This window comes from Escherichia sp. SCLE84 (assembly GCF_012584495.1).
Classification (GTDB): Bacteria; Pseudomonadota; Gammaproteobacteria; order Enterobacterales; family Enterobacteriaceae; genus ECMA0423.
The window spans coordinates 2,041,878-2,061,483 of record NZ_CP051430.1 but is presented as its reverse complement, the minus strand read 5'-3'; the positions used below and the strand labels follow the sequence as shown (position 1 = coordinate 2,061,483).

At 54.1% G+C, this 19,606-nt stretch carries 15 protein-coding genes; 10 read left to right on the top strand and 5 right to left on the bottom strand.

The window, feature by feature from the left end:
- Positions 1-229 precede the first annotated feature (229 nt).
- The 7 genes from prpB (at position 230) to codA (ending at position 9,799) form a co-directional block, all read left to right on the top strand.
- The gene (gene prpB, locus HGD79_RS10200) at positions 230-1,120 is read left to right on the top strand and encodes a methylisocitrate lyase (RefSeq protein ID WP_000052173.1); all 891 of its coding nucleotides are present in this window, start codon (positions 230-232) and stop codon (positions 1,118-1,120) included.
- Between the two features lie 44 nt (positions 1,121-1,164).
- Complete coding sequence (gene prpC, locus HGD79_RS10195) at positions 1,165-2,334, top strand: 2-methylcitrate synthase (RefSeq protein ID WP_001285908.1); 1,170 nt, start codon at positions 1,165-1,167, stop codon at positions 2,332-2,334.
- Between the two features lie 33 nt (positions 2,335-2,367).
- Positions 2,368-3,819, top strand: a complete 1,452-nt coding sequence (prpD, locus tag HGD79_RS10190) for a 2-methylcitrate dehydratase (RefSeq protein ID WP_168848382.1) — start codon at positions 2,368-2,370, stop codon at positions 3,817-3,819.
- Positions 3,820-3,858: 39 nt separating this feature from the next.
- Positions 3,859-5,745 (top strand): propionate--CoA ligase, encoded by a 1,887-nt coding sequence (prpE, locus tag HGD79_RS10185; protein ID WP_000010270.1) that lies wholly within the window; start codon positions 3,859-3,861, stop codon positions 5,743-5,745.
- Positions 5,746-6,017: 272 nt separating this feature from the next.
- Complete coding sequence (locus tag HGD79_RS10180; RefSeq protein WP_000399648.1) at positions 6,018-6,998, top strand: IS110-like element IS621 family transposase; 981 nt, start codon at positions 6,018-6,020, stop codon at positions 6,996-6,998.
- A 268-nt stretch (positions 6,999-7,266) separates the two neighbouring features.
- Complete coding sequence (gene codB, locus HGD79_RS10175) at positions 7,267-8,526, top strand: cytosine permease (RefSeq protein WP_000076236.1); 1,260 nt, start codon at positions 7,267-7,269, stop codon at positions 8,524-8,526.
- Positions 8,516-9,799, top strand: a complete 1,284-nt coding sequence (codA, locus tag HGD79_RS10170; RefSeq protein ID WP_001299008.1) for a cytosine/isoguanine deaminase — start codon at positions 8,516-8,518, stop codon at positions 9,797-9,799. Before codB ends, codA begins: the two co-directional genes overlap by 11 nt.
- Before the next feature lie 39 nt (positions 9,800-9,838).
- Here codA and cynR read toward each other — a convergent pair whose 3' ends face one another.
- Entirely contained in the window at positions 9,839-10,738 is a 900-nt protein-coding gene (cynR, locus tag HGD79_RS10165; protein WP_000952482.1) for a transcriptional regulator CynR, read from the bottom strand.
- 109 nt (positions 10,739-10,847) lie between these two features.
- On the opposite strand from cynR, the gene cynT reads away from it, so the two are divergent.
- From cynT to cynX, 3 genes are read left to right on the top strand one after another with little or no spacing between them, the layout of a single operon-like run.
- Positions 10,848-11,507 (top strand): carbonic anhydrase CynT, encoded by a 660-nt coding sequence (gene cynT, locus HGD79_RS10160; RefSeq protein ID WP_096147217.1) that lies wholly within the window; start codon positions 10,848-10,850, stop codon positions 11,505-11,507.
- Positions 11,508-11,537: 30 nt separating this feature from the next.
- Positions 11,538-12,008, top strand: coding sequence for a cyanase (gene cynS / locus HGD79_RS10155; protein ID WP_000616241.1), 471 nt, complete (start codon positions 11,538-11,540; stop codon positions 12,006-12,008).
- Positions 12,009-12,013: 5 nt separating this feature from the next.
- On the top strand, positions 12,014-13,195 hold the full coding sequence (gene cynX / locus HGD79_RS10150; RefSeq protein WP_001315292.1) for a cyanate transporter CynX: 1,182 nt from the start codon (positions 12,014-12,016) through the stop codon (positions 13,193-13,195).
- Positions 13,196-13,297: 102 nt separating this feature from the next.
- Here the strand turns inward: cynX and lacA are convergent, their stop codons facing one another.
- The 4 genes from lacA to lacI all read right to left on the bottom strand — a co-directional run bounded on the left by lacA (position 13,298) and on the right by lacI (position 19,559).
- On the bottom strand, positions 13,298-13,909 hold the full coding sequence (lacA, locus tag HGD79_RS10145; RefSeq protein WP_001361018.1) for a galactoside O-acetyltransferase: 612 nt from the start codon (positions 13,907-13,909) through the stop codon (positions 13,298-13,300).
- Positions 13,910-13,974: 65 nt separating this feature from the next.
- Positions 13,975-15,228 carry a lactose permease gene (gene lacY / locus HGD79_RS10140; protein WP_000291549.1) on the bottom strand — a complete coding sequence of 418 codons (1,254 nt, stop codon included), beginning with the start codon at positions 15,226-15,228 and terminating at the stop codon, positions 13,975-13,977.
- A 51-nt stretch (positions 15,229-15,279) separates the two neighbouring features.
- Positions 15,280-18,354: a beta-galactosidase gene (gene lacZ, locus HGD79_RS10135; protein WP_000177970.1), complete on the bottom strand. Its 3,075-nt coding sequence runs from the start codon at positions 18,352-18,354 to the stop codon at positions 15,280-15,282.
- Between the two features lie 122 nt (positions 18,355-18,476).
- Positions 18,477-19,559 (bottom strand): DNA-binding transcriptional repressor LacI, encoded by a 1,083-nt coding sequence (gene lacI / locus HGD79_RS10130; RefSeq protein WP_000805910.1) that lies wholly within the window; start codon positions 19,557-19,559, stop codon positions 18,477-18,479.
- Between the last annotated feature and the right edge of the window lie 47 nt (positions 19,560-19,606).

Below are 19,606 nucleotides of genomic sequence, written 5' to 3'. Positions count from 1 at the left end.
CAAAGTTAAGAAACCGAATATTGGGTTTAGTCTTGTTTCATAATTGTTGCAATGAAACGCGGTGAAACATTGCCTGAAACGTTAACTGAAACGCATATTTGCGGATTAGTTCATGACTTTATTTATAACAAATTGAAATTAAACATTTAATTTTATTCAGTTAATTGTGGCACACCCCTTGCTTTGTCTTTATCAACGCAAGTAACAAGTTGATAACAAAGGATGGGCTATGTCTCTACACTCTCCAGGTAAAGCGTTTCGCGCTGCACTGTCTAAAGAAAATCCATTGCAGATTGTTGGCACCATCAACGCTAATCATGCGCTGTTGGCGCAGCGTGCCGGATATCAGGCAATTTATCTCTCCGGCGGTGGCGTGGCGGCAGGTTCGCTGGGGCTGCCCGATCTCGGTATTTCTACCCTTGATGATGTGCTGACCGACATTCGCCGTATCACCGACGTTTGTTCGCTGCCGCTGCTGGTGGATGCGGATATCGGTTTTGGTTCTTCGGCCTTTAACGTGGCGCGTACGGTGAAATCGATGATTAAAGCCGGTGCGGCAGGATTGCATATTGAAGATCAGGTTGGTGCGAAACGCTGCGGTCATCGCCCGAACAAAGCGATCGTCTCGAAAGAGGAGATGGTGGATCGGATCCGCGCGGCGGTGGATGCGAAAACCGATCCTGATTTTGTGATCATGGCGCGCACCGATGCGCTGGCGGTAGAGGGGCTGGATGCGGCGATCGAGCGTGCACAGGCCTATGTTGAAGCGGGTGCCGAGATGTTGTTCCCGGAGGCGATTACCGAACTCGCCATGTACCGCCAGTTTGCCGATGCGGTTCAGGTGCCAATCCTCGCCAACATTACCGAATTTGGTGCCACGCCGCTGTTTACCACCGACGAATTACGCAGCGCCCATGTCGCAATGGCGCTGTACCCGCTTTCAGCGTTCCGCGCCATGAACCGCGCCGCTGAACATGTCTACAACGTCCTGCGCCAGGAAGGCACGCAGAAAAGCGTCATCGACACCATGCAGACCCGCAACGAACTGTACGAAAGCATCAACTACTACCAGTACGAAGAGAAGCTCGACGACCTGTTTGCCCGTAGCCAGGTGAAATAAAACACAACGAAAAATATCTCGACCCTACAAATGACGAGGACAATATGAGCGACACAACGATCCTGCAAAACAGTACCCATGTCATTAAACCGAAAAAATCGGTGGCACTTTCCGGCGTTCCGGCGGGCAATACGGCGCTCTGCACCGTGGGTAAAAGTGGCAATGACCTGCATTACCGTGGCTACGATATTCTTGATCTGGCGGAACATTGCGAATTTGAAGAAGTGGCTCATCTGCTGATCCACGGCAAACTGCCGACCCGTGACGAACTCGCCGCTTACAAAACGAAACTGAAAGCCCTGCGTGGTTTACCGGCTAACGTGCGTACCGTGCTGGAAGCCTTACCGGCGGCGTCACACCCGATGGATGTTATGCGCACCGGTGTTTCCGCGCTCGGCTGCACGCTGCCAGAAAAAGAGGGGCATACCGTCTCTGGCGCGCGGGATATTGCCGACAAACTGCTGGCGTCGCTTAGCTCGATTCTCCTTTATTGGTATCACTACAGCCACAACGGCGAACGCATCCAACCGGAAACCGATGACGACTCCATCGGCGGTCACTTCCTGCATCTGCTGCACGGCGAAAAGCCATCGCAAAGCTGGGAAAAGGCGATGCATATCTCGCTGGTGCTGTACGCCGAACACGAGTTTAACGCCTCCACCTTTACCAGTCGGGTGATTGCGGGCACCGGCTCTGATATGTATTCCGCGATTATTGGCGCGATTGGCGCACTGCGCGGGCCAAAACACGGCGGGGCGAATGAAGTGTCGCTGGAGATCCAGCAACGCTACGAAACGCCGGACGAAGCCGAAGCAGATATCCGCAAGCGCGTGGAAAACAAAGAAGTGGTCATTGGTTTTGGTCATCCGGTTTACACCATCGCTGACCCGCGCCACCAGGTGATTAAACGTGTGGCGAAGCAGCTCTCGCAGGAAGGCGGCTCGCTGAAGATGTACAACATCGCCGATCGCCTGGAAACGGTGATGTGGGAGAGCAAAAAGATGTTCCCCAATCTCGACTGGTTCTCTGCTGTTTCCTACAACATGATGGGCGTTCCCACCGAGATGTTCACACCACTGTTTGTTATCGCCCGCGTCACCGGCTGGGCGGCGCACATTATCGAACAACGTCAGGACAACAAAATTATCCGTCCTTCCGCCAATTATGTTGGACCGGAAGACCGCCCGTTTGTCGCGCTGGATAAGCGCCAGTAAACCTCTACGAATAACAATAAGGAAACGTACCCAATGTCAGCTCAAATCAACAACATCCGCCCGGAATTTGATCGTGAAATCGTTGATATCGTCGATTACGTGATGAACTACGAAATCAGCTCTAAAGTGGCCTACGACACCGCACATTACTGCCTGCTCGACACGCTCGGCTGCGGTCTGGAAGCTCTCGAATACCCGGCCTGTAAAAAACTGCTGGGGCCAATTGTTCCCGGCACCGTCGTACCCAACGGCGTGCGCGTCCCCGGAACTCAGTTCCAGCTCGACCCCGTCCAGGCGGCATTTAACATCGGCGCGATGATCCGCTGGCTCGATTTCAACGATACCTGGCTGGCGGCGGAGTGGGGCCATCCTTCCGACAACCTCGGCGGCATTCTGGCAACGGCGGACTGGCTTTCGCGCAACGCGGTCGCCAGCGGCAAAGCGCCGTTGACCATGAAACAGGTGCTGACCGCAATGATCAAAGCCCATGAAATTCAGGGCTGCATCGCGCTGGAAAACTCCTTTAACCGCGTCGGCCTCGACCACGTTCTGTTAGTGAAAGTGGCTTCCACCGCCGTGGTCGCCGAAATGCTCGGCCTGACCCGCGAGGAAATTCTCAACGCCGTTTCGCTGGCGTGGGTGGACGGTCAGTCGCTGCGCACCTATCGCCATGCGCCGAACACCGGCACGCGTAAATCCTGGGCGGCGGGCGATGCCACTTCCCGCGCGGTACGTCTGGCACTGATGGCGAAAACGGGCGAAATGGGTTACCCGTCAGCCCTGACTGCGCCGGTGTGGGGCTTCTACGACGTCTCCTTTAAAGGTGAATCGTTCCGCTTCCAGCGCCCGTACGGTTCCTACGTTATGGAAAATGTGCTGTTCAAAATCTCCTTCCCGGCGGAGTTCCACTCCCAGACGGCAGTTGAAGCAGCGATGACGCTCTATGAACAGATGCAGGCAGCAGGCAAAACGGCGGCGGATATCGAAAAAGTGACCATTCGCACCCACGAAGCCTGTATTCGCATCATCGACAAAAAAGGACCGCTCAATAACCCGGCAGACCGCGATCACTGCATTCAGTACATGGTGGCGATCCCGCTGCTGTTCGAGCGCTTAACGGCGGCAGATTACGAGGACAACGTGGCGCAAGATAAACGTATCGACGCCCTGCGCGAGAAGATCAATTGCTTTGAAGATCCGGCATTTACCGCTGACTACCACGACCCGGAAAAACGCGCCATCGCCAATGCCATTACCCTTGAGTTCACCGACGGCACACGATTTGAAGAAGTGGTGGTGGAGTACCCCATTGGTCATGCTCGCCGCCGTCAGGATGGTATTCCGAAACTGGTCGATAAATTCAAAATCAATCTCGCGCGCCAGTTCCCGACTCGCCAACAGCAGCGCATTCTGGAGGTTTCTCTCGACAGAACTCGCCTGGAACAGATGCCGGTCAATGAGTATCTCGACCTGTACGTCATTTAAGCAAACAGCGGTAAGGCGTAAGTTCAACAGGAGAGCATTATGTCTTTTAGCGAATTTTATCAGCGTTCGATTAACGAACCGGAGCAGTTCTGGGCCGAGCAGGCCCGGCGTATTGACTGGCAGACGCCCTTTACGCAAACGCTCGATCACAGCAATCCGCCGTTTGCCCGTTGGTTTTGTGAAGGCCGAACCAACTTGTGCCACAACGCTATCGACCGCTGGCTGGAGAAACAACCAGAGGCGCTGGCGCTGATTGCCGTCTCTTCGGAAACAGAAGAAGAGCGCACCTTTACCTTTCGTCAGCTTCATGACGAAGTAAACGCGGTGGCGTCAATGCTGCGCTCGCTGGGCGTGCAGCGTGGCGATCGGGTGCTGGTGTATATGCCGATGATTGCCGAAGCGCATATTACTCTGCTGGCCTGCGCGCGCATTGGCGCTATTCATTCGGTGGTGTTTGGGGGATTTGCCTCGCACAGCGTGGCGGCGCGAATTGATGATGCTAAACCGGTGCTGATTGTCTCGGCTGATGCCGGAGCGCGCGGTGGCAAAATCATTCCCTATAAAAAATTGCTCGACGATGCGATAAGTCAGGCGCAGCACCAGCCACGCCATGTTTTGCTGGTGGATCGCGGGCTGGCGAAAATGGCACGCGTCAGCGGGCGGGATGTCGATTTCGCGTCGTTGCGCCATCAACACATCGGCGCGCGGGTACCGGTGGCGTGGCTGGAATCCAACGAAACCTCCTGCATTCTCTACACCTCCGGCACGACCGGCAAACCTAAAGGCGTGCAGCGTGACGTCGGCGGATATGCGGTGGCGCTGGCGACCTCGATGGACACCATTTTTGGCGGCAAAGCGGGCGGTGTGTTCTTTTGTGCTTCGGATATCGGCTGGGTGGTGGGGCATTCGTATATCGTCTACGCGCCGCTGCTGGCGGGGATGGCGACTATCGTTTACGAAGGATTACCGACCTGGCCGGACTGCGGCGTGTGGTGGAAAATCGTCGAGAAATATCAGGTGAGCCGGATGTTCTCAGCGCCGACCGCCATTCGCGTGCTGAAAAAATTCCCTACCGCTGAAATTCGCAAACACGATCTCTCGTCGCTGGAAGTGCTCTATCTGGCTGGAGAACCGCTGGACGAGCCGACCGCCAGTTGGGTGAGCAATACGCTGGATGTGCCGGTCATCGACAACTACTGGCAGACCGAATCCGGCTGGCCGATTATGGCGATTGCTCGCGGTCTGGACGACAGGCCGACGCGTCTGGGAAGCCCCGGCGTGCCGATGTATGGCTATAACGTGCAGTTGCTTAATGAAGTCACCGGCGAACCGTGTGGCGTCAACGAGAAAGGGATGCTGGTGGTGGAAGGGCCGCTGCCGCCGGGGTGTATTCAGACCATCTGGGGCGATGACGACCGCTTTGTGAAGACGTACTGGTCGCTGTTTTCCCGTCCGGTGTACGCCACCTTTGACTGGGGCATCCGCGATGCTGACGGTTATCACTTTATTCTCGGGCGCACTGACGATGTGATTAACGTTGCCGGGCATCGGCTGGGCACGCGCGAGATTGAAGAGAGTATTTCCAGTCATCCGGGCGTTGCCGAAGTGGCGGTGGTTGGGGTGAAAGATGCGCTGAAAGGGCAGGTGGCGGTAGCGTTTGTCATTCCGAAAGAGAGCGACAGTCTGGAAGATCGTGATGTGGCGCATTCGCAAGAGAAGGCGATTATGGCGCTGGTGGACAGCCAGATTGGCAACTTTGGCCGCCCGGCGCACGTCTGGTTTGTCTCGCAATTGCCAAAAACGCGATCCGGAAAAATGCTGCGCCGCACGATCCAGGCGATTTGCGAAGGACGCGATCCTGGAGATCTGACGACCATTGATGATCCAGCGTCGTTGGATCAGATCCGCCAGGCGATGGAAGAGTAAGGTATTGTCGGATGCGTCGCGTGGCGCATCCGACACCATGCGCCGATGCCTGATGCGACGCTGACGCGTCTTATCAGGCCTTGTATTATCCCTCCAGTGCAGAGAAAATCGGCCAGTTTTCTCTGCCTGCAGTCCGCATGCCGTATCGGGCCTTGGGTTCTAACCTGTTGCGTAGATTTATGCAGCGGACTGCCTTTCTCCCAAAGTGATAAACCGGACAGTATCATGGACCGGTTTTCCCGGTAATCCGTATTTGCAAGGTTGGTTTCACTATGGAACATGAACTTCATTATATCGGTATCGACACCGCTAAAGAGAAACTGGATGTCGATGTGTTGCGTCCTGATGGTCGTCATCGCACCAAAAAATTCGCTAACACCACTAAAGGGCACGATGAGCTGGTGAGCTGGCTGAAAGGTCACAAGATTGACCATGCGCATATCTGCATCGAAGCGACCGGCACCTATATGGAACCTGTCGCTGAGTGCCTTTACGATGCTGGCTACATAGTGTCAGTCATTAATCCTGCGCTGGGTAAAGCTTTCGCTCAGAGTGAAGGACTGCGTAACAAGACTGATACCGTGGATGCGCGCATGCTGGCAGAGTTCTGTCGTCAGAAGCGCCCTGCAGCCTGGGAAGCGCCTCACCCGCTTGAACGCGCGTTGCGTGCCCTGGTAGTCCGCCACCAGGCGCTGACAGATATGCACACGCAGGAACTGAATCGCACTGAAACGGCGCGGGAAGTCCAGAGACCGAGCATTGATGCTCACCTTCTGTGGCTTGAAGCAGAGCTGAAGCGTCTTGAGAAGCAGATAAAAGACCTGACAGACGATGATCCGGATATGAAACACCGCAGGAAACTGCTGGAAAGCATCCCGGGTATCGGAGAGAAAACATCTGCGGTATTGCTGGCTTATATCGGTCTGAAGGACCGCTTCGCCCATGCCAGACAGTTCGCCGCTTTTGCGGGTCTGACACCACGGCGTTATGAATCAGGTAGCAGTGTGAGAGGGGCGAGCCGGATGAGTAAGGCCGGACATGTGTCGCTTCGCAGGGCGTTGTATATGCCCGCAATGGTAGCCACCAGTAAGACTGAGTGGGGACGGGCGTTCCGCGACCGTCTGGCGGCTAATGGCAAGAAAGGAAAGGTGATTCTCGGCGCGATGATGCGCAAGCTGGCACAGGTGGCGTATGGAGTGCTGAAGTCAGGCGTGCCGTTCGATGCGTCACGGCATAATCCGGTAGCGGCGTAAAAATCGCGGAAGGGATGAAAAAAACAGCGCCTGACGGCGCTGTGTCTGGCATGCCTGCAATCCGGGAAACCGGACCAGGAAAAAACTTGCAGGCCATAACAGTATCTACCCACTACCCACTGTTTTTACACCGATAATTTTTCCCCCACCTTTTTGCACTCATTCATATAAAAAATATATTTCCCCACGAAAACGATTGCTTTTTATCTTCAGATGAATAGAATGCGGCGGATTTTTTGGGTTTCAAACAGCAAAAAGGGGGAATTTCGTGTCGCAAGATAACAACTTTAGCCAGGGGCCAGTCCCGCAGTCGGCGCGGAAAGGGGTATTGGCATTGACGTTCGTCATGCTGGGATTAACCTTCTTTTCCGCCAGTATGTGGACCGGCGGCACTCTCGGAACCGGTCTTAGCTATCATGATTTCTTCCTCGCAGTTCTCATCGGTAATCTTCTCCTCGGTATTTACACTTCATTTCTCGGTTACATTGGCGCAAAAACCGGCCTGACCACTCATCTTCTTGCTCGCTTCTCGTTTGGTGTTAAAGGCTCATGGCTGCCTTCACTGCTACTGGGCGGAACTCAGGTTGGCTGGTTTGGCGTCGGTGTGGCGATGTTTGCCATTCCGGTGGGTAAGGCAACCGGGCTGGATATTAATTTGCTGATTGCCGTTTCCGGTTTACTGATGACCGTCACCGTCTTTTTTGGCATTTCGGCGCTGACGGTTCTTTCGGTGATTGCGGTTCCGGCTATCGCCTGCCTGGGCGGTTATTCCGTGTGGCTGGCTGTTAACGGCATGGGCGGCCTGGACGCATTAAAAGCGGTCGTTCCCGCACAACCGTTAGATTTCAATGTCGCGCTGGCGCTGGTTGTGGGGTCATTTATCAGTGCGGGTACGCTCACCGCTGACTTTGTCCGGTTTGGTCGCAATGCCAAACTGGCGGTGCTGGTGGCGATGGTGGCCTTTTTCCTCGGCAACTCGTTGATGTTTATTTTCGGTGCAGCGGGCGCTGCGGCACTGGGCATGGCGGATATCTCTGATGTGATGATTGCTCAGGGCCTGCTGCTGCCTGCGATTGTGGTGCTGGGGCTGAATATCTGGACCACCAACGATAACGCACTCTATGCGTCGGGTTTAGGTTTCGCCAACATTACCGGTATGTCGAGCAAAACCCTTTCGGTAATCAACGGTATTATCGGTACGGTCTGCGCATTATGGCTGTATAACAATTTTGTCGGCTGGTTGACCTTCCTTTCGGCAGCTATTCCTCCGGTAGGGGGCGTGATCATCGCCGACTATCTGATGAACCGTCGCCGCTATGAGCACTTTGCGACCACGCGTATGATGAGTGTCAATTGGGTGGCGATTCTGGCGGTCGCGCTGGGGATTGCCGCAGGCCACTGGTTACCGGGAATTGTTCCGGTCAACGCGGTATTAGGTGGCGCGCTGAGCTATCTGATCCTTAACCCGATTTTGAATCGTAAAACGACAGCAGCAATGACGCATGTGGAGGTTAACAGTGTCGAATAACGCTTTACAAACAATTATTAACGCCCGGTTACCAGGCAAAGAGGGGCTGTGGCAGATTCATCTGCAGGACGGAAAAATCAGCGCCATTGATGCGCAATCCGGCGTGATGCCCATAACTGAAAACAGCCTGGATGCCGAACAAGGTTTAGTTATACCGCCGTTTGTGGAGCCGCATATTCACCTGGACACCACGCAAACCGCCGGACAACCGAACTGGAATCAGTCCGGCACGCTGTTTGAAGGCATTGAACGCTGGGCCGAGCGCAAAGCGTTATTAACCCATGACGATGTGAAACAACGCGCCTGGCAAACGCTGAAATGGCAGATTGCCAACGGCATTCAGCATGTGCGTACCCATGTCGATGTTTCGGATGCAACGCTAACTGCGCTGAAAGCAATGCTGGAAGTGAAGCAGGAAGTCGCGCCGTGGATTGATCTGCAAATTGTCGCCTTCCCTCAGGAAGGGATTTTGTCGTATCCCAACGGTGAAGCGTTGCTGGAAGAGGCGTTACGCTTAGGGGCAGATGTAGTGGGGGCGATTCCGCATTTTGAATTTACCCGTGAATACGGCGTGGAGTCGCTGCATAAAACCTTCGCCCTGGCGCAAAAATACGACCGTCTCATCGACGTTCACTGTGATGAGATCGATGACGAGCAGTCGCGCTTTGTCGAAACCGTTGCTGCCCTGGCGCACCGTGAAGGCATGGGCGCGCGAGTCACCGCCAGCCACACCACGGCAATGCACTCCTATAACGGGGCGTATACCTCACGCCTGTTCCGCTTGCTGAAAATGTCCGGTATTAACTTTGTCGCCAACCCGCTGGTCAATATTCATCTGCAAGGACGTTTCGATACGTATCCAAAACGTCGCGGCATCACGCGCGTTAAAGAGATGCTGGAGTCCGGCATTAACGTCTGCTTTGGTCACGATGATGTCTTCGATCCGTGGTATCCGCTGGGAACGGCGAATATGCTGCAAGTGCTGCATATGGGGCTGCATGTTTGCCAGTTGATGGGCTACGGGCAGATTAATGATGGCCTGAATTTAATCACCCACCACAGTGCCAGAACATTGAATTTGCAGGATTACGGCATTGCCGCCGGAAACAGCGCAAACCTGATTATCCTGCCGGCTGAAAATGGATTTGATGCGCTGCGCCGTCAGGTTCCGGTACGTTATTCGGTACGTGGCGGCAAGGTGATTGCCAGTACACAACCGGCACAAACCACCGTATATCTGGAGCAGCCAGAAGCCATCGATTACAAACGGTAATTTCCTCTGTGTTGAAGAGCCACTGACCTGTGTCAGTGGCTACCGTGATTCATTCTCGCCAACATCCGCACATTCCTCCAACGCCATGTGCAAAAATGCCTTCGCGGCGGCTGTCTGCCAGCTATTTTTCCGCCGCAACAAAACCGCCGTTCTCTCCAGTAGTGGCGGGGCAAGAGAAATCGCTTTAAGCCCGTCATGTTGTGTGGCAATCGCTGCTGGTAACAATGTGGAAAGGGAAGTGCGGCGAATCAGCTCCAGAACCGCGCTAATTGAGTTCGCCTCAATGACCACCTGTGGATGTAGCCCCGCTTTCTCGCAGTAGTGGTCAATTTGCTCTCTGGTGGCAAATTCCGCGCTGAGCAGGACCAGTTTTTCATCATGCAAGCGACTCAACGCCACCTGTTCACAGGCAGCCAGCGGATGATGTTTCGCCACCACCAACGCTAAACTTTCTGTCAGTAAAGGAATTGCCTCCAGCTCCGGCGAATGCACAGGCGCGAAGGCAATCCCAACGTCCAGCTCGTCGCGACAAAGCAGATCTTCGATTTTCTCCTGCGACATTTCCTGTAGCTGGAGCGTGATGCCGGGGTAGCGCGCATAGAAATCCGCCATTAAAGGGCCGATAAAGTAGCTTGTAAAGGTGGGAGTGACGGCGATACGCAGCGATCCTCGCGTCAGATCGGCAACATCATGAATCGCCCGTTTACCCGCCCCCAGTTCCTGTAACGCCCGGCTGGCGTACTGTCGCCAGACTTCTCCTGCATCAGTGAGACGAATCGTTCGCCCGCTACGGTCAAACAGCGGCACGCCTAAACTCTCCTCTAACTGGCGAATCTGCTGGGAAAGCGCAGGCTGGGAGACGTGCAACGCACTGGCGGCACGGGTAAAGCTGCCATGTTCAGCCACGGCAAGAAAATAGTTGATATGTCGAGAGAGCATTCGCCAACCTATAAGTAAATCCAATAGAACTCATCATAAATGAGACTTTTACCTTATGACAATCGGCGAGTAGTCTGCCTCTCATTCCAGAGACAGACAGAGGTTAACGGTGAAAGAGATTATTGATGGATTCCTTAAATTCCAGCGCGAGGCATTTCCGAAGCGGGAAGCCTTGTTTAAACAGCTGGCGACACAGCAAAGCCCGCGCACACTTTTTATCTCCTGCTCCGACAGCCGTCTGGTCCCTGAGCTGGTGACGAAACGTGAGCCTGGCGATCTGTTCGTTATTCGCAACGCGGGCAATATCGTCCCTTCCTACGGGCCGGAACCCGGTGGCGTTTCTGCTTCGGTGGAGTATGCCGTCGCTGCGCTTCGGGTATCTGACATTGTGATTTGTGGTCATTCCAACTGTGGCGCGATGACCGCCATTGCCAGCTGTCAGTGCATGGACCATATGCCTGCCGTCTCCCACTGGCTGCGTTATGCCGATTCAGCCCGCGTCGTTAATGAGGCGCGCCCGCATTCCGATTTACCGTCAAAAGCTGCGGCGATGGTACGTGAAAACGTCATTGCTCAGTTGGCTAATTTGCAAACTCATCCATCGGTGCGCCTGGCGCTCGAAGAGGGGCGGATCGCCCTGCACGGCTGGGTCTACGACATTGAAAGCGGCAGCATCGCAGCTTTTGACGGCGCAACCCGCCAGTTTGTGCCACTGGTCGCTAATCCTCGCGTTTGTGCCATACCGCTACGCCAACCGACCGCAGCGTAACCTTATTTTTAAACCATCAGGAGATCCACCATGATTCAGTCACAAATTAACCGCAATATTCGTCTTGATCTTGCCGATGCCATTTTGCTCAGCAAAGCTAAAAAAGATCTCTCATTTGCCGAGATTGCCGACGGTACCGGTCTGGCAGAAGCCTTCGTAACCGCGGCTTTGCTGGGGCAGCAAGCGCTTCCTGCCGACGCCGCCCGCCTGGTCGGGGCGAAGCTGGATCTCGACGAAGACGCCATTCTACTGTTGCAGATGATTCCACTGCGTGGCTGCATTGATGACCGTATTCCAACCGACCCAACGATGTATCGTTTCTATGAAATGTTGCAGGTGTACGGCACAACCCTGAAAGCGTTGGTTCATGAGAAGTTTGGCGATGGCATTATCAGCGCGATTAACTTCAAACTCGACGTTAAGAAAGTGGCGGACCCGGAAGGTGGCGAACGTGCGGTCATTACCTTAGATGGTAAATATCTGCCGACCAAGCCGTTCTGACAGCCATGCGCAATCATCAAAAGACGTTCACGATGCTGCTGGTTCTGGTGCTGATTGGTCTTAATATGCGACCACTGCTCACCTCCGTCGGTCCACTGCTACCGCAATTGCGCCAGGCGAGCGGAATGAGCTTTAGCGTGGCTGCCCTGTTGACCGCTCTGCCGGTGGTCACCATGGGCGGGCTGGCGCTGGCCGGAAGCTGGCTTCATCAGCATGTCAGCGAACGTCGCAGCGTCGCCATCAGTCTGTTGCTGATTGCCGTCGGTGCATTGATGCGTGAGCTTTACCCCCAAAGTGTGCTGCTGCTTAGCAGCGCACTGCTTGGTGGGGTGGGGATCGGTATCATTCAGGCGGTGATGCCTTCAGTGATTAAACGGCGGTTTCAGCAACGCACGCCACAGGTGATGGGGCTGTGGTCTGCGGCTCTGATGGGCGGCGGTGGACTTGGTGCCGCCATAACGCCCTGGTTAGTTCAACATAGCGAATCCTGGTATCAAACACTCGCCTGGTGGGCGCTGCCTGCCGTTGTTGCGCTCTTTGCCTGGTGGTGGCAAAGCGCCCGCGAGGTCGCCTCTTCCCACAAGACAACAACCACTCCGGTTCGCGTGGTATTCACTCCCCGCGCGTGGACGCTGGGTGTTTACTTCGGTCTGATTAACGGCGGTTACGCCAGCCTGATTGCCTGGTTACCCGCTTTCTATATTGAGATTGGTGCCAGCGCGCAGTACAGCGGTTCCTTACTGGCATTGATGACGCTTGGGCAAGCCGCAGGAGCTTTGCTGATGCCTGCTATGGCTCGCCATCAGGATCGGCGCAAACTGTTAATGCTGGCGCTGGTGTTACAACTGGTGGGGTTCTGCGGCTTTATCTGGTTGCCGCTGCAATTGCCGGTCTTGTGGGCGATGGTGTGTGGGTTAGGTCTGGGCGGCGCGTTTCCGCTCTGTTTGCTGCTGGCGCTCGATCACTCTGTGCAACCGGCTATTGCTGGCAAGCTGGTGGCGTTTATGCAGGGAATCGGTTTTATCATCGCCGGGCTTGCCCCGTGGTTTTCTGGCGTGCTGCGTAGTATCAGCGGCAATTACCTGATGGACTGGGCATTTCATGCGCTGTGCGTCGTTGGGCTGATGATTATAACCCTGCGTTTTGCACCAGCACGTTTTCCGCAGCTGTGGGTCAAAGAGGCATGATGCGACGCTTGTTCCTGCGCTTTGTTCATGCCGGATACGGCTAATGTAGATCGCTGAACTTGTAGGCCTGATAAGCGCAGCGTATCAGGCAATTTTTATAATTTAAACTGACGATTCAACTTTATAATCTTTGAAATAATATTGCTTATCCCGGTCGTTTATTTCGCGAATAACCCGACAAGGAACGCCAGCCGCCACGACGTTTGGTGGAATGTCTTTTGTGACGATACTACCCGCGCCAATAACAGAATTATCCCCGATGGTGACGCCTGGATTAATAACCACATGACTTCCGATCCAGACGTTATTGCCAATCGTTATCGGAAAAGAGTACATCTCGCCGTTTTTTCTCAATTCATGGTGTACAGGGTGTCCCGTAACGGAAAGAGTAACGTTGGGTGCAATCAGTACGTTATCACCGATTGTTACCGTGTAGTCATCGACAATGGTTAAATTGAAATTTGCATAAAAATTGCGGCCTATATGGATGTTGGAACCGTAAGAGAAATAGACAGGTGGTTCTACCCAGGCGTTTTCCCCTACCGTGGCAAACATTTCTTTAAGCAGGCTTTCCCTTTTTTCAACTTCTGATGGATGCGAGTGATTAAACTCATACATTAACGTTTTCCCACGAAGTCTTTTTTCAGGTAAGCCTTCGCACATATCGGTAAATAGCTTGCCTGCTTTTATTCTTTCTGTCATCGACATGTTCATTGCGATCATTCCGTCCTGATATGTTGGTCGGATAAGGCGCTCGCGCCGCATCCGACATTGATTGCTTAAGCGACTTCATTCACCTGACGACGCAGTAGAGAAAGCGGGCCGGGGCCGCTAAGCGTGAACACGGAAATTAAGGTGAAGCCCAGCGCCACCAGACCCAGCACCAGATAAGCGCCCTGGAAACCGATGCTTTCATACATATTGCCCGCCAGTACAGACATAAAAATCATCGCCAGTTGCTTAAAGAAGCAGAAACAGACCAGATAAATCGTCGCTGAAAAACGCACTTCAAACTGGCTGGTAATATATTTAAAGCAGCCCACCAGCAGGAACGGTACTTCAAACATATGCAGCGTTTTCAGAATAACCACTTCCAGCGCTGAGGTGGCGAACGATGAGCCAATAATACGTACAGACATAATAGTGCCAGCCAGCAGCAGGGCATTTTTCCCACCGATGCGATTAATAATCAGTGGCGCAAAGAACATAATCGAGGCGTTAAGTAATTCGCCCATTGTCGTTACGTAGCCAAATACCCGCGTACCCTGTTCACCGGTAGCAAAGAACGAAGTAAAGAAATTAGCAAACTGTTGGTCAAAAACATCGTAGGTGCAGGAAACGCCAATAACATACAGTGACAAAAACCACAGTTTTGGCTGTCTGAACAGTTCCAGCGCCAGCTTAAGGCTAAATGCCGAATGGTTGGCACCTACCGCATTGGCAACCGTGGCGGAAGAGGGCGCATCCGTTTTGGCGAAAAAGAGTAAAACGGCGAGGATGAGTGCACAGCCAGAACCCAGCCAGAAAACAAACTGATTATTGATGGTGAACATGATGCCGACAATCGAGGCACACAACGCCCAGCCAACACAGCCAAACATCCGCGCGCGACCAAATTCGAAATTACTGCGACGGCTGACTTTCTCAATAAATGCCTCTACTGCTGGCGCACCGGCGTTAAAACAAAAGCCTAGATAAATACCACCAACAATCGATCCTACTAAAATGTTGTATTGTAACAGTGGCCCGAAGATAAAAATAAAGAACGGCGCAAACATCACTAACATGCCGGTAATAATCCACAGCAGGTATTTGCGCAGCCCGAGTTTGTCAGAAAGCAGACCAAACAGCGGTTGGAATAATAGCGAGAACAGAGAAATAGCGGCAAAAATAATACCCGTATCACTTTTGCTGATATGGTTGATGTCATGTAGCCAAATCGGGAAAAACGGGAAGTAGGCTCCCATGATAAAAAAGTAAAAGAAAAAGAATAAACCGAACATCCAAAAGTTTGTGTTTTTTAAATAGTACATAATGGATTTCCTTACGCGAAATACGGGCAGACATGGCCTGCCCGGTTATTATTATTTTTGACACCAGACCAACTGGTAATGGTAGCGACCGGCGCTCAGCTGGAATTCCGCCGATACTGACGGGCTCCAGGAGTCGTCGCCACCAATCCCCATATGGAAACCGTCGATATTCAGCCATGTGCCTTCTTCCGCGTGCAGCAGATGGCGATGGCTGGTTTCCATCAGTTGTTGTTGGCTGTAGCGACTGATATTGAACTGGAAGTCGCCGCGCCACTGGTGTGAGCCATAATTCAATTCGCGCGTCCCGCAGCGCAGACCGTTTTCGCTCGGGAAGACGTACGGGGTATACATGTCTGACAATGGCAGATCCCAGCGGTCAAAACAGGCGGCAGTAAGGCGGTCGGGATAGTTTTCTTGCGGCCCTAATCCGAGCCAGTTTACCCGCTCTGCTACCTGCGCCAGCTGGCAGGTCAGGCCAATCCGCGCCGGATGCGGTGTATCGCTCGCTACTTCAACATCAACGGTAATCGCCATTTGACCACTACCATCAATCCGGTAGGTTTTCCGGCTGATAAATAAGGTTTTCCCCTGATGCTGCCACGCGTGGACAGTGGTAATCAGCACCGCGTCGGCAAGTGTATCTGCCGTGCACTGCAACAACGCCGCTTCGGCCTGGTAATGGCCCGCCGCCTTCCAGCGTTCGACCCAGGCGTTCGGGTCAATACGGGTCGCTTCACTTACGCCAATGTCGTTATCCAGCGGTGCACGGATGAACTGATCGCGCAGCGGGGTCAGCAGTTGTTTTTCATCGCCAATCCACATCTGTGAAAGAAAGCCTGACTGGCGGTTAAATTGCCAACGCTTATTATCCAGCTCGATGCAAAAATCCGTTTCGCTGGTGGTCAGTTGCGGGATGGCGTGGGGCGCGGAGGGGAGTGTCACGCTGAGGTTTGCCGCCAGACGCCACTGCTGCCAGGCGCTGATGTGTCCGGCTTCTGACCATGCGGTCGCGTTCGGTTGCACTACGCGTACTGTGAGCCAGAGTTGCCCGGCGCTCTCCGGCTGCGGTAGTTCAGGCAGTTCAATCAACTGTTTACCTTGTGGAGCGACATCCAGAGGCACTTCACCGCTTGCCAGCGGCTTACCATCCAGCGCCACCATCCAGTGCAGGAGCTCGTTATCGCTATGACGGAACAGGTATTCGCTGGTCACTTCGATGGTTTGCCCGGATAAACGGAACTGGAAAAACTGCTGCTGGTGTTTTGCTTCCGTCAGCGCTGGATGCGGCGTGCGGTCGGCAAAGACCAGACCGTTCATACAGAACTGGCGATCGTTCGGCGTATCGCCAAAATCACCGCCGTAAGCCGACCACGGGTTGCCGTTTTCATCATATTTAATCAGCGACTGATCCACCCAGTCCCAGACGAAGCCGCCCTGTAAACGGGGATACTGACGAAACGCCTGCCAGTATTTAGCGAAGCCGCCAAGACTGTTACCCATCGCGTGGGCGTATTCGCAAAGGATCAGCGGGCGCGTCTCTCCAGGTAGCGAAAGCCATTTTTTGATGGACCATTTCGGCACAGCCGGGAAGGGCTGGTCTTCATCCACGCGCGCGTACATCGGGCAAATAATATCGGTGGCCGTGGTGTCGGCTCCGCCGCCTTCATACTGCACCGGGCGGGATGGATCGACAGATTTGATCCAGCGATAGAGTGCGTCGTGATTAGCGCCGTGGCCTGACTCATTTCCCAGCGACCAGATGATCACACTCGGGTGATTACGATCGCGCTGCACCATTCGCGTTACGCGTTCGCTCATCGCCGGTAGCCAGCGCGGATCATCGGTCAGACGATTCATTGGCACCATGCCGTGGGTTTCAATGTTGGCTTCATCTACCACATACAGGCCGTAGCGGTCGCACAGCGTGTACCACAGCGGATGGTTCGGATAATGCGAACAGCGCACGGCGTTAAAGTTGTTCTGCTTCATCAGCAGGATATCCTGCACCATCGTCTGCTCATCCATGACCTGACCATGCAGAGGATGATGCTCGTGACGGTTAACGCCGCGAATCAGCAACGGCTTGCCGTTCAGCAGCAGCAGACCATTTTCAATCCGCACCTCGCGGAAACCGACATCGCTGGCTTCTGCTTCAATCAGCGTGCCGTCGGCGGTGTGCAGTTCAACCACCGCACGATAGAGATTCGGGATTTCGGCGCTCCACAGTTTCGGGTTTTCGACGTTCAGACGTAGTGTGACGCGATCGGCATAACCACCACGCTCATCGATAATTTCACCGCCGAAAGGCGCGGTGCCGCTGGCGACCTGCGTTTCACCCTGCCACAAAGAAACCGTCACCCGCAGCTCATCGCGCAGCTCGCCATACATCTGAACTTCTGCTTCCAGTACCGCGCGGCTGAAATCATCATTAAAGTGAGTGGCAACATGGAAATCGCTGATTTGTGTGCTCGGTTTGTGCAGCAACGAGACGTCACGGAAAATGCCGCTCATCCGCCACATATCCTGATCTTCCAGATAACTGCCGTCACTCCAGCGCAGCACCATCACCGCGAGGCGGTTTTCTCCGGCGCGTAAAAATGTGCTCAGGTCAAATTCAGACGGCAAACGGCTGTCCTGGCCGTAACCGACCCAGCGCCCGTTGCACCACAGATGAAACGCCGAGTTAACACCATCAAAAATAATTCGCGTCTGGCCTTCCTGTAGCCAGCTTTCATCAATATTAAATGTGAGCGAGTAACAACCCGTCGGATTCTCCGCGGGAACAAAAGGCGGATTGACCGTAATGGGATAGGTCACGTTGGTGTAGATGGGCGCATCGTAACCGTGCATCTGCCAGTTTGAGGGGACGACGACAGTATCGGCCTCAGGAAGATCGCACTCCAGCCAGCTTTCCGGCACCGCTTCTGGTGCCGGAAACCAGGCAAAGCGCCATTCGCCATTCAGGCTGCGCAACTGTTGGGAAGGGCGATCGGTGCGGGCCTCTTCGCTATTACGCCAGCTGGCGAAAGGGGGATGTGCTGCAAGGCGATTAAGTTGGGTAACGCCAGGGTTTTCCCAGTCACGACGTTGTAATACGACGACCAGTGAATCCGTAATCATAGTCATAGCTGTATCCTGTGTAAAATTGTTATCCGCTCACAATTTCACACAACATACGAGCCGGAAGCATAAAGTGTAAAGCCTGGGGTGCCTAATGAGTGAGCTAACTCACATTAATTGCGTTGCGCTCACTGCCCGCTTTCCAGTCGGGAAACCTGTCGTGCCAGCTGCATTAATGAATCGGCCAACGCGCGGGGAGAGGCGGTTTGCGTATTGGGCGCCAGGGTGGTTTTTCTTTTCACCAGTGAGACGGGCAACAGCTGATTGCCCTTCACCGCCTGGCCCTGAGAGAGTTGCAGCAAGCGGTCCACGCTGGTTTGCCCCAGCAGGCGAAAATCCTGTTTGATGGTGGTTAACGGCGGGATATAACACGAGCTGTCTTCGGTATCGTCGTATCCCACTACCGAGATATCCGCACCAACGCGCAGCCCGGACTCGGTAATGGCGCGCATTGCGCCCAGCGCCATCTGATCGTTGGCAACCAGCATCGCAGTGGGAACGATGCCCTCATTCAGCATTTGCATGGTTTGTTGAAAACCGGACATGGCACTCCAGTCGCCCTCCCGTTCCGCTATCGGCTGAATTTGATTGCGTGTGAGATATTTATGCCAGCCCGCCAGACGCAGACGCGCCGAGACAGAACTTAATGGGCCCGCTAACAGCGCGATTTGCTGGTGACCCAATGCGACCAGATGCTCCACGCCCAGCCGCGTACCGTCTTCATGGGAGAAAATAATACTGTTGATGGGAGTCTGGTCAGAGACATCAAGAAATAACGCCGGAACATTAGCGCAGGCTGCTTCCACAGCAGTGGCATCCTGGTCATCCAGCGGATAGTTAATGATCAGCCCACTGACGCGTTGCGCGAGAAGATTGTGCACCGCCGCTTTACAGGCTTCGACGCCGCTTCGTTCTACCATCGACACCACCACGCTGGCACCCAGTTGATCAGCGCGAGATTTAATCGCCGCGACAATTTGCGACGGCGCGTGCAGGGCCAGACTGGAGGTGGCAACGCCAATCAGCAACGACTGTTTGCCCGCCAGTTGTTGTGCCACGCGGTTGGGAATGTAATTCAGCTCCGCCATCGCCGCTTCCACTTTTTCCCGCGTTTTCGCAGAAACGTGGCTGGCCTGGTTCACCACGCGGGAAACGGTCTGATAAGAGACACCGGCATACTCTGCGACATCGTATAGCGTTACTGGTTTCACATTCACCACCCTGAATTGACTCTCTTCCGGACGCTATCATGCCATAC

Bases quoted from the DNA above. Each gene is read 5' to 3' on its own strand.
- prpB (WP_000052173.1), top strand. From the start codon at position 230: ATGTCTCTACACTCTCCAGGTAAAGCGTTTCGCGCTGCACTGTCTAAA.
- prpC (WP_001285908.1), top strand. From the start codon at position 1,165: ATGAGCGACACAACGATCCTGCAAAACAGTACCCATGTCATTAAACCG.
- prpD (WP_168848382.1), top strand. From the start codon at position 2,368: ATGTCAGCTCAAATCAACAACATCCGCCCGGAATTTGATCGTGAAATC.
- prpE (WP_000010270.1), top strand. From the start codon at position 3,859: ATGTCTTTTAGCGAATTTTATCAGCGTTCGATTAACGAACCGGAGCAG.
- HGD79_RS10180 (WP_000399648.1), top strand. From the start codon at position 6,018: ATGGAACATGAACTTCATTATATCGGTATCGACACCGCTAAAGAGAAA.
- cynR (WP_000952482.1), bottom strand. From the start codon at position 10,738: ATGCTCTCTCGACATATCAACTATTTTCTTGCCGTGGCTGAACATGGC.
- cynS (WP_000616241.1), top strand. From the start codon at position 11,538: ATGATTCAGTCACAAATTAACCGCAATATTCGTCTTGATCTTGCCGAT.
- cynX (WP_001315292.1), top strand. From the start codon at position 12,014: ATGCGCAATCATCAAAAGACGTTCACGATGCTGCTGGTTCTGGTGCTG.
- lacA (WP_001361018.1), bottom strand. From the start codon at position 13,909: ATGAACATGTCGATGACAGAAAGAATAAAAGCAGGCAAGCTATTTACC.
- lacY (WP_000291549.1), bottom strand. From the start codon at position 15,228: ATGTACTATTTAAAAAACACAAACTTTTGGATGTTCGGTTTATTCTTT.
- lacZ (WP_000177970.1), bottom strand. From the start codon at position 18,354: ATGACTATGATTACGGATTCACTGGTCGTCGTATTACAACGTCGTGAC.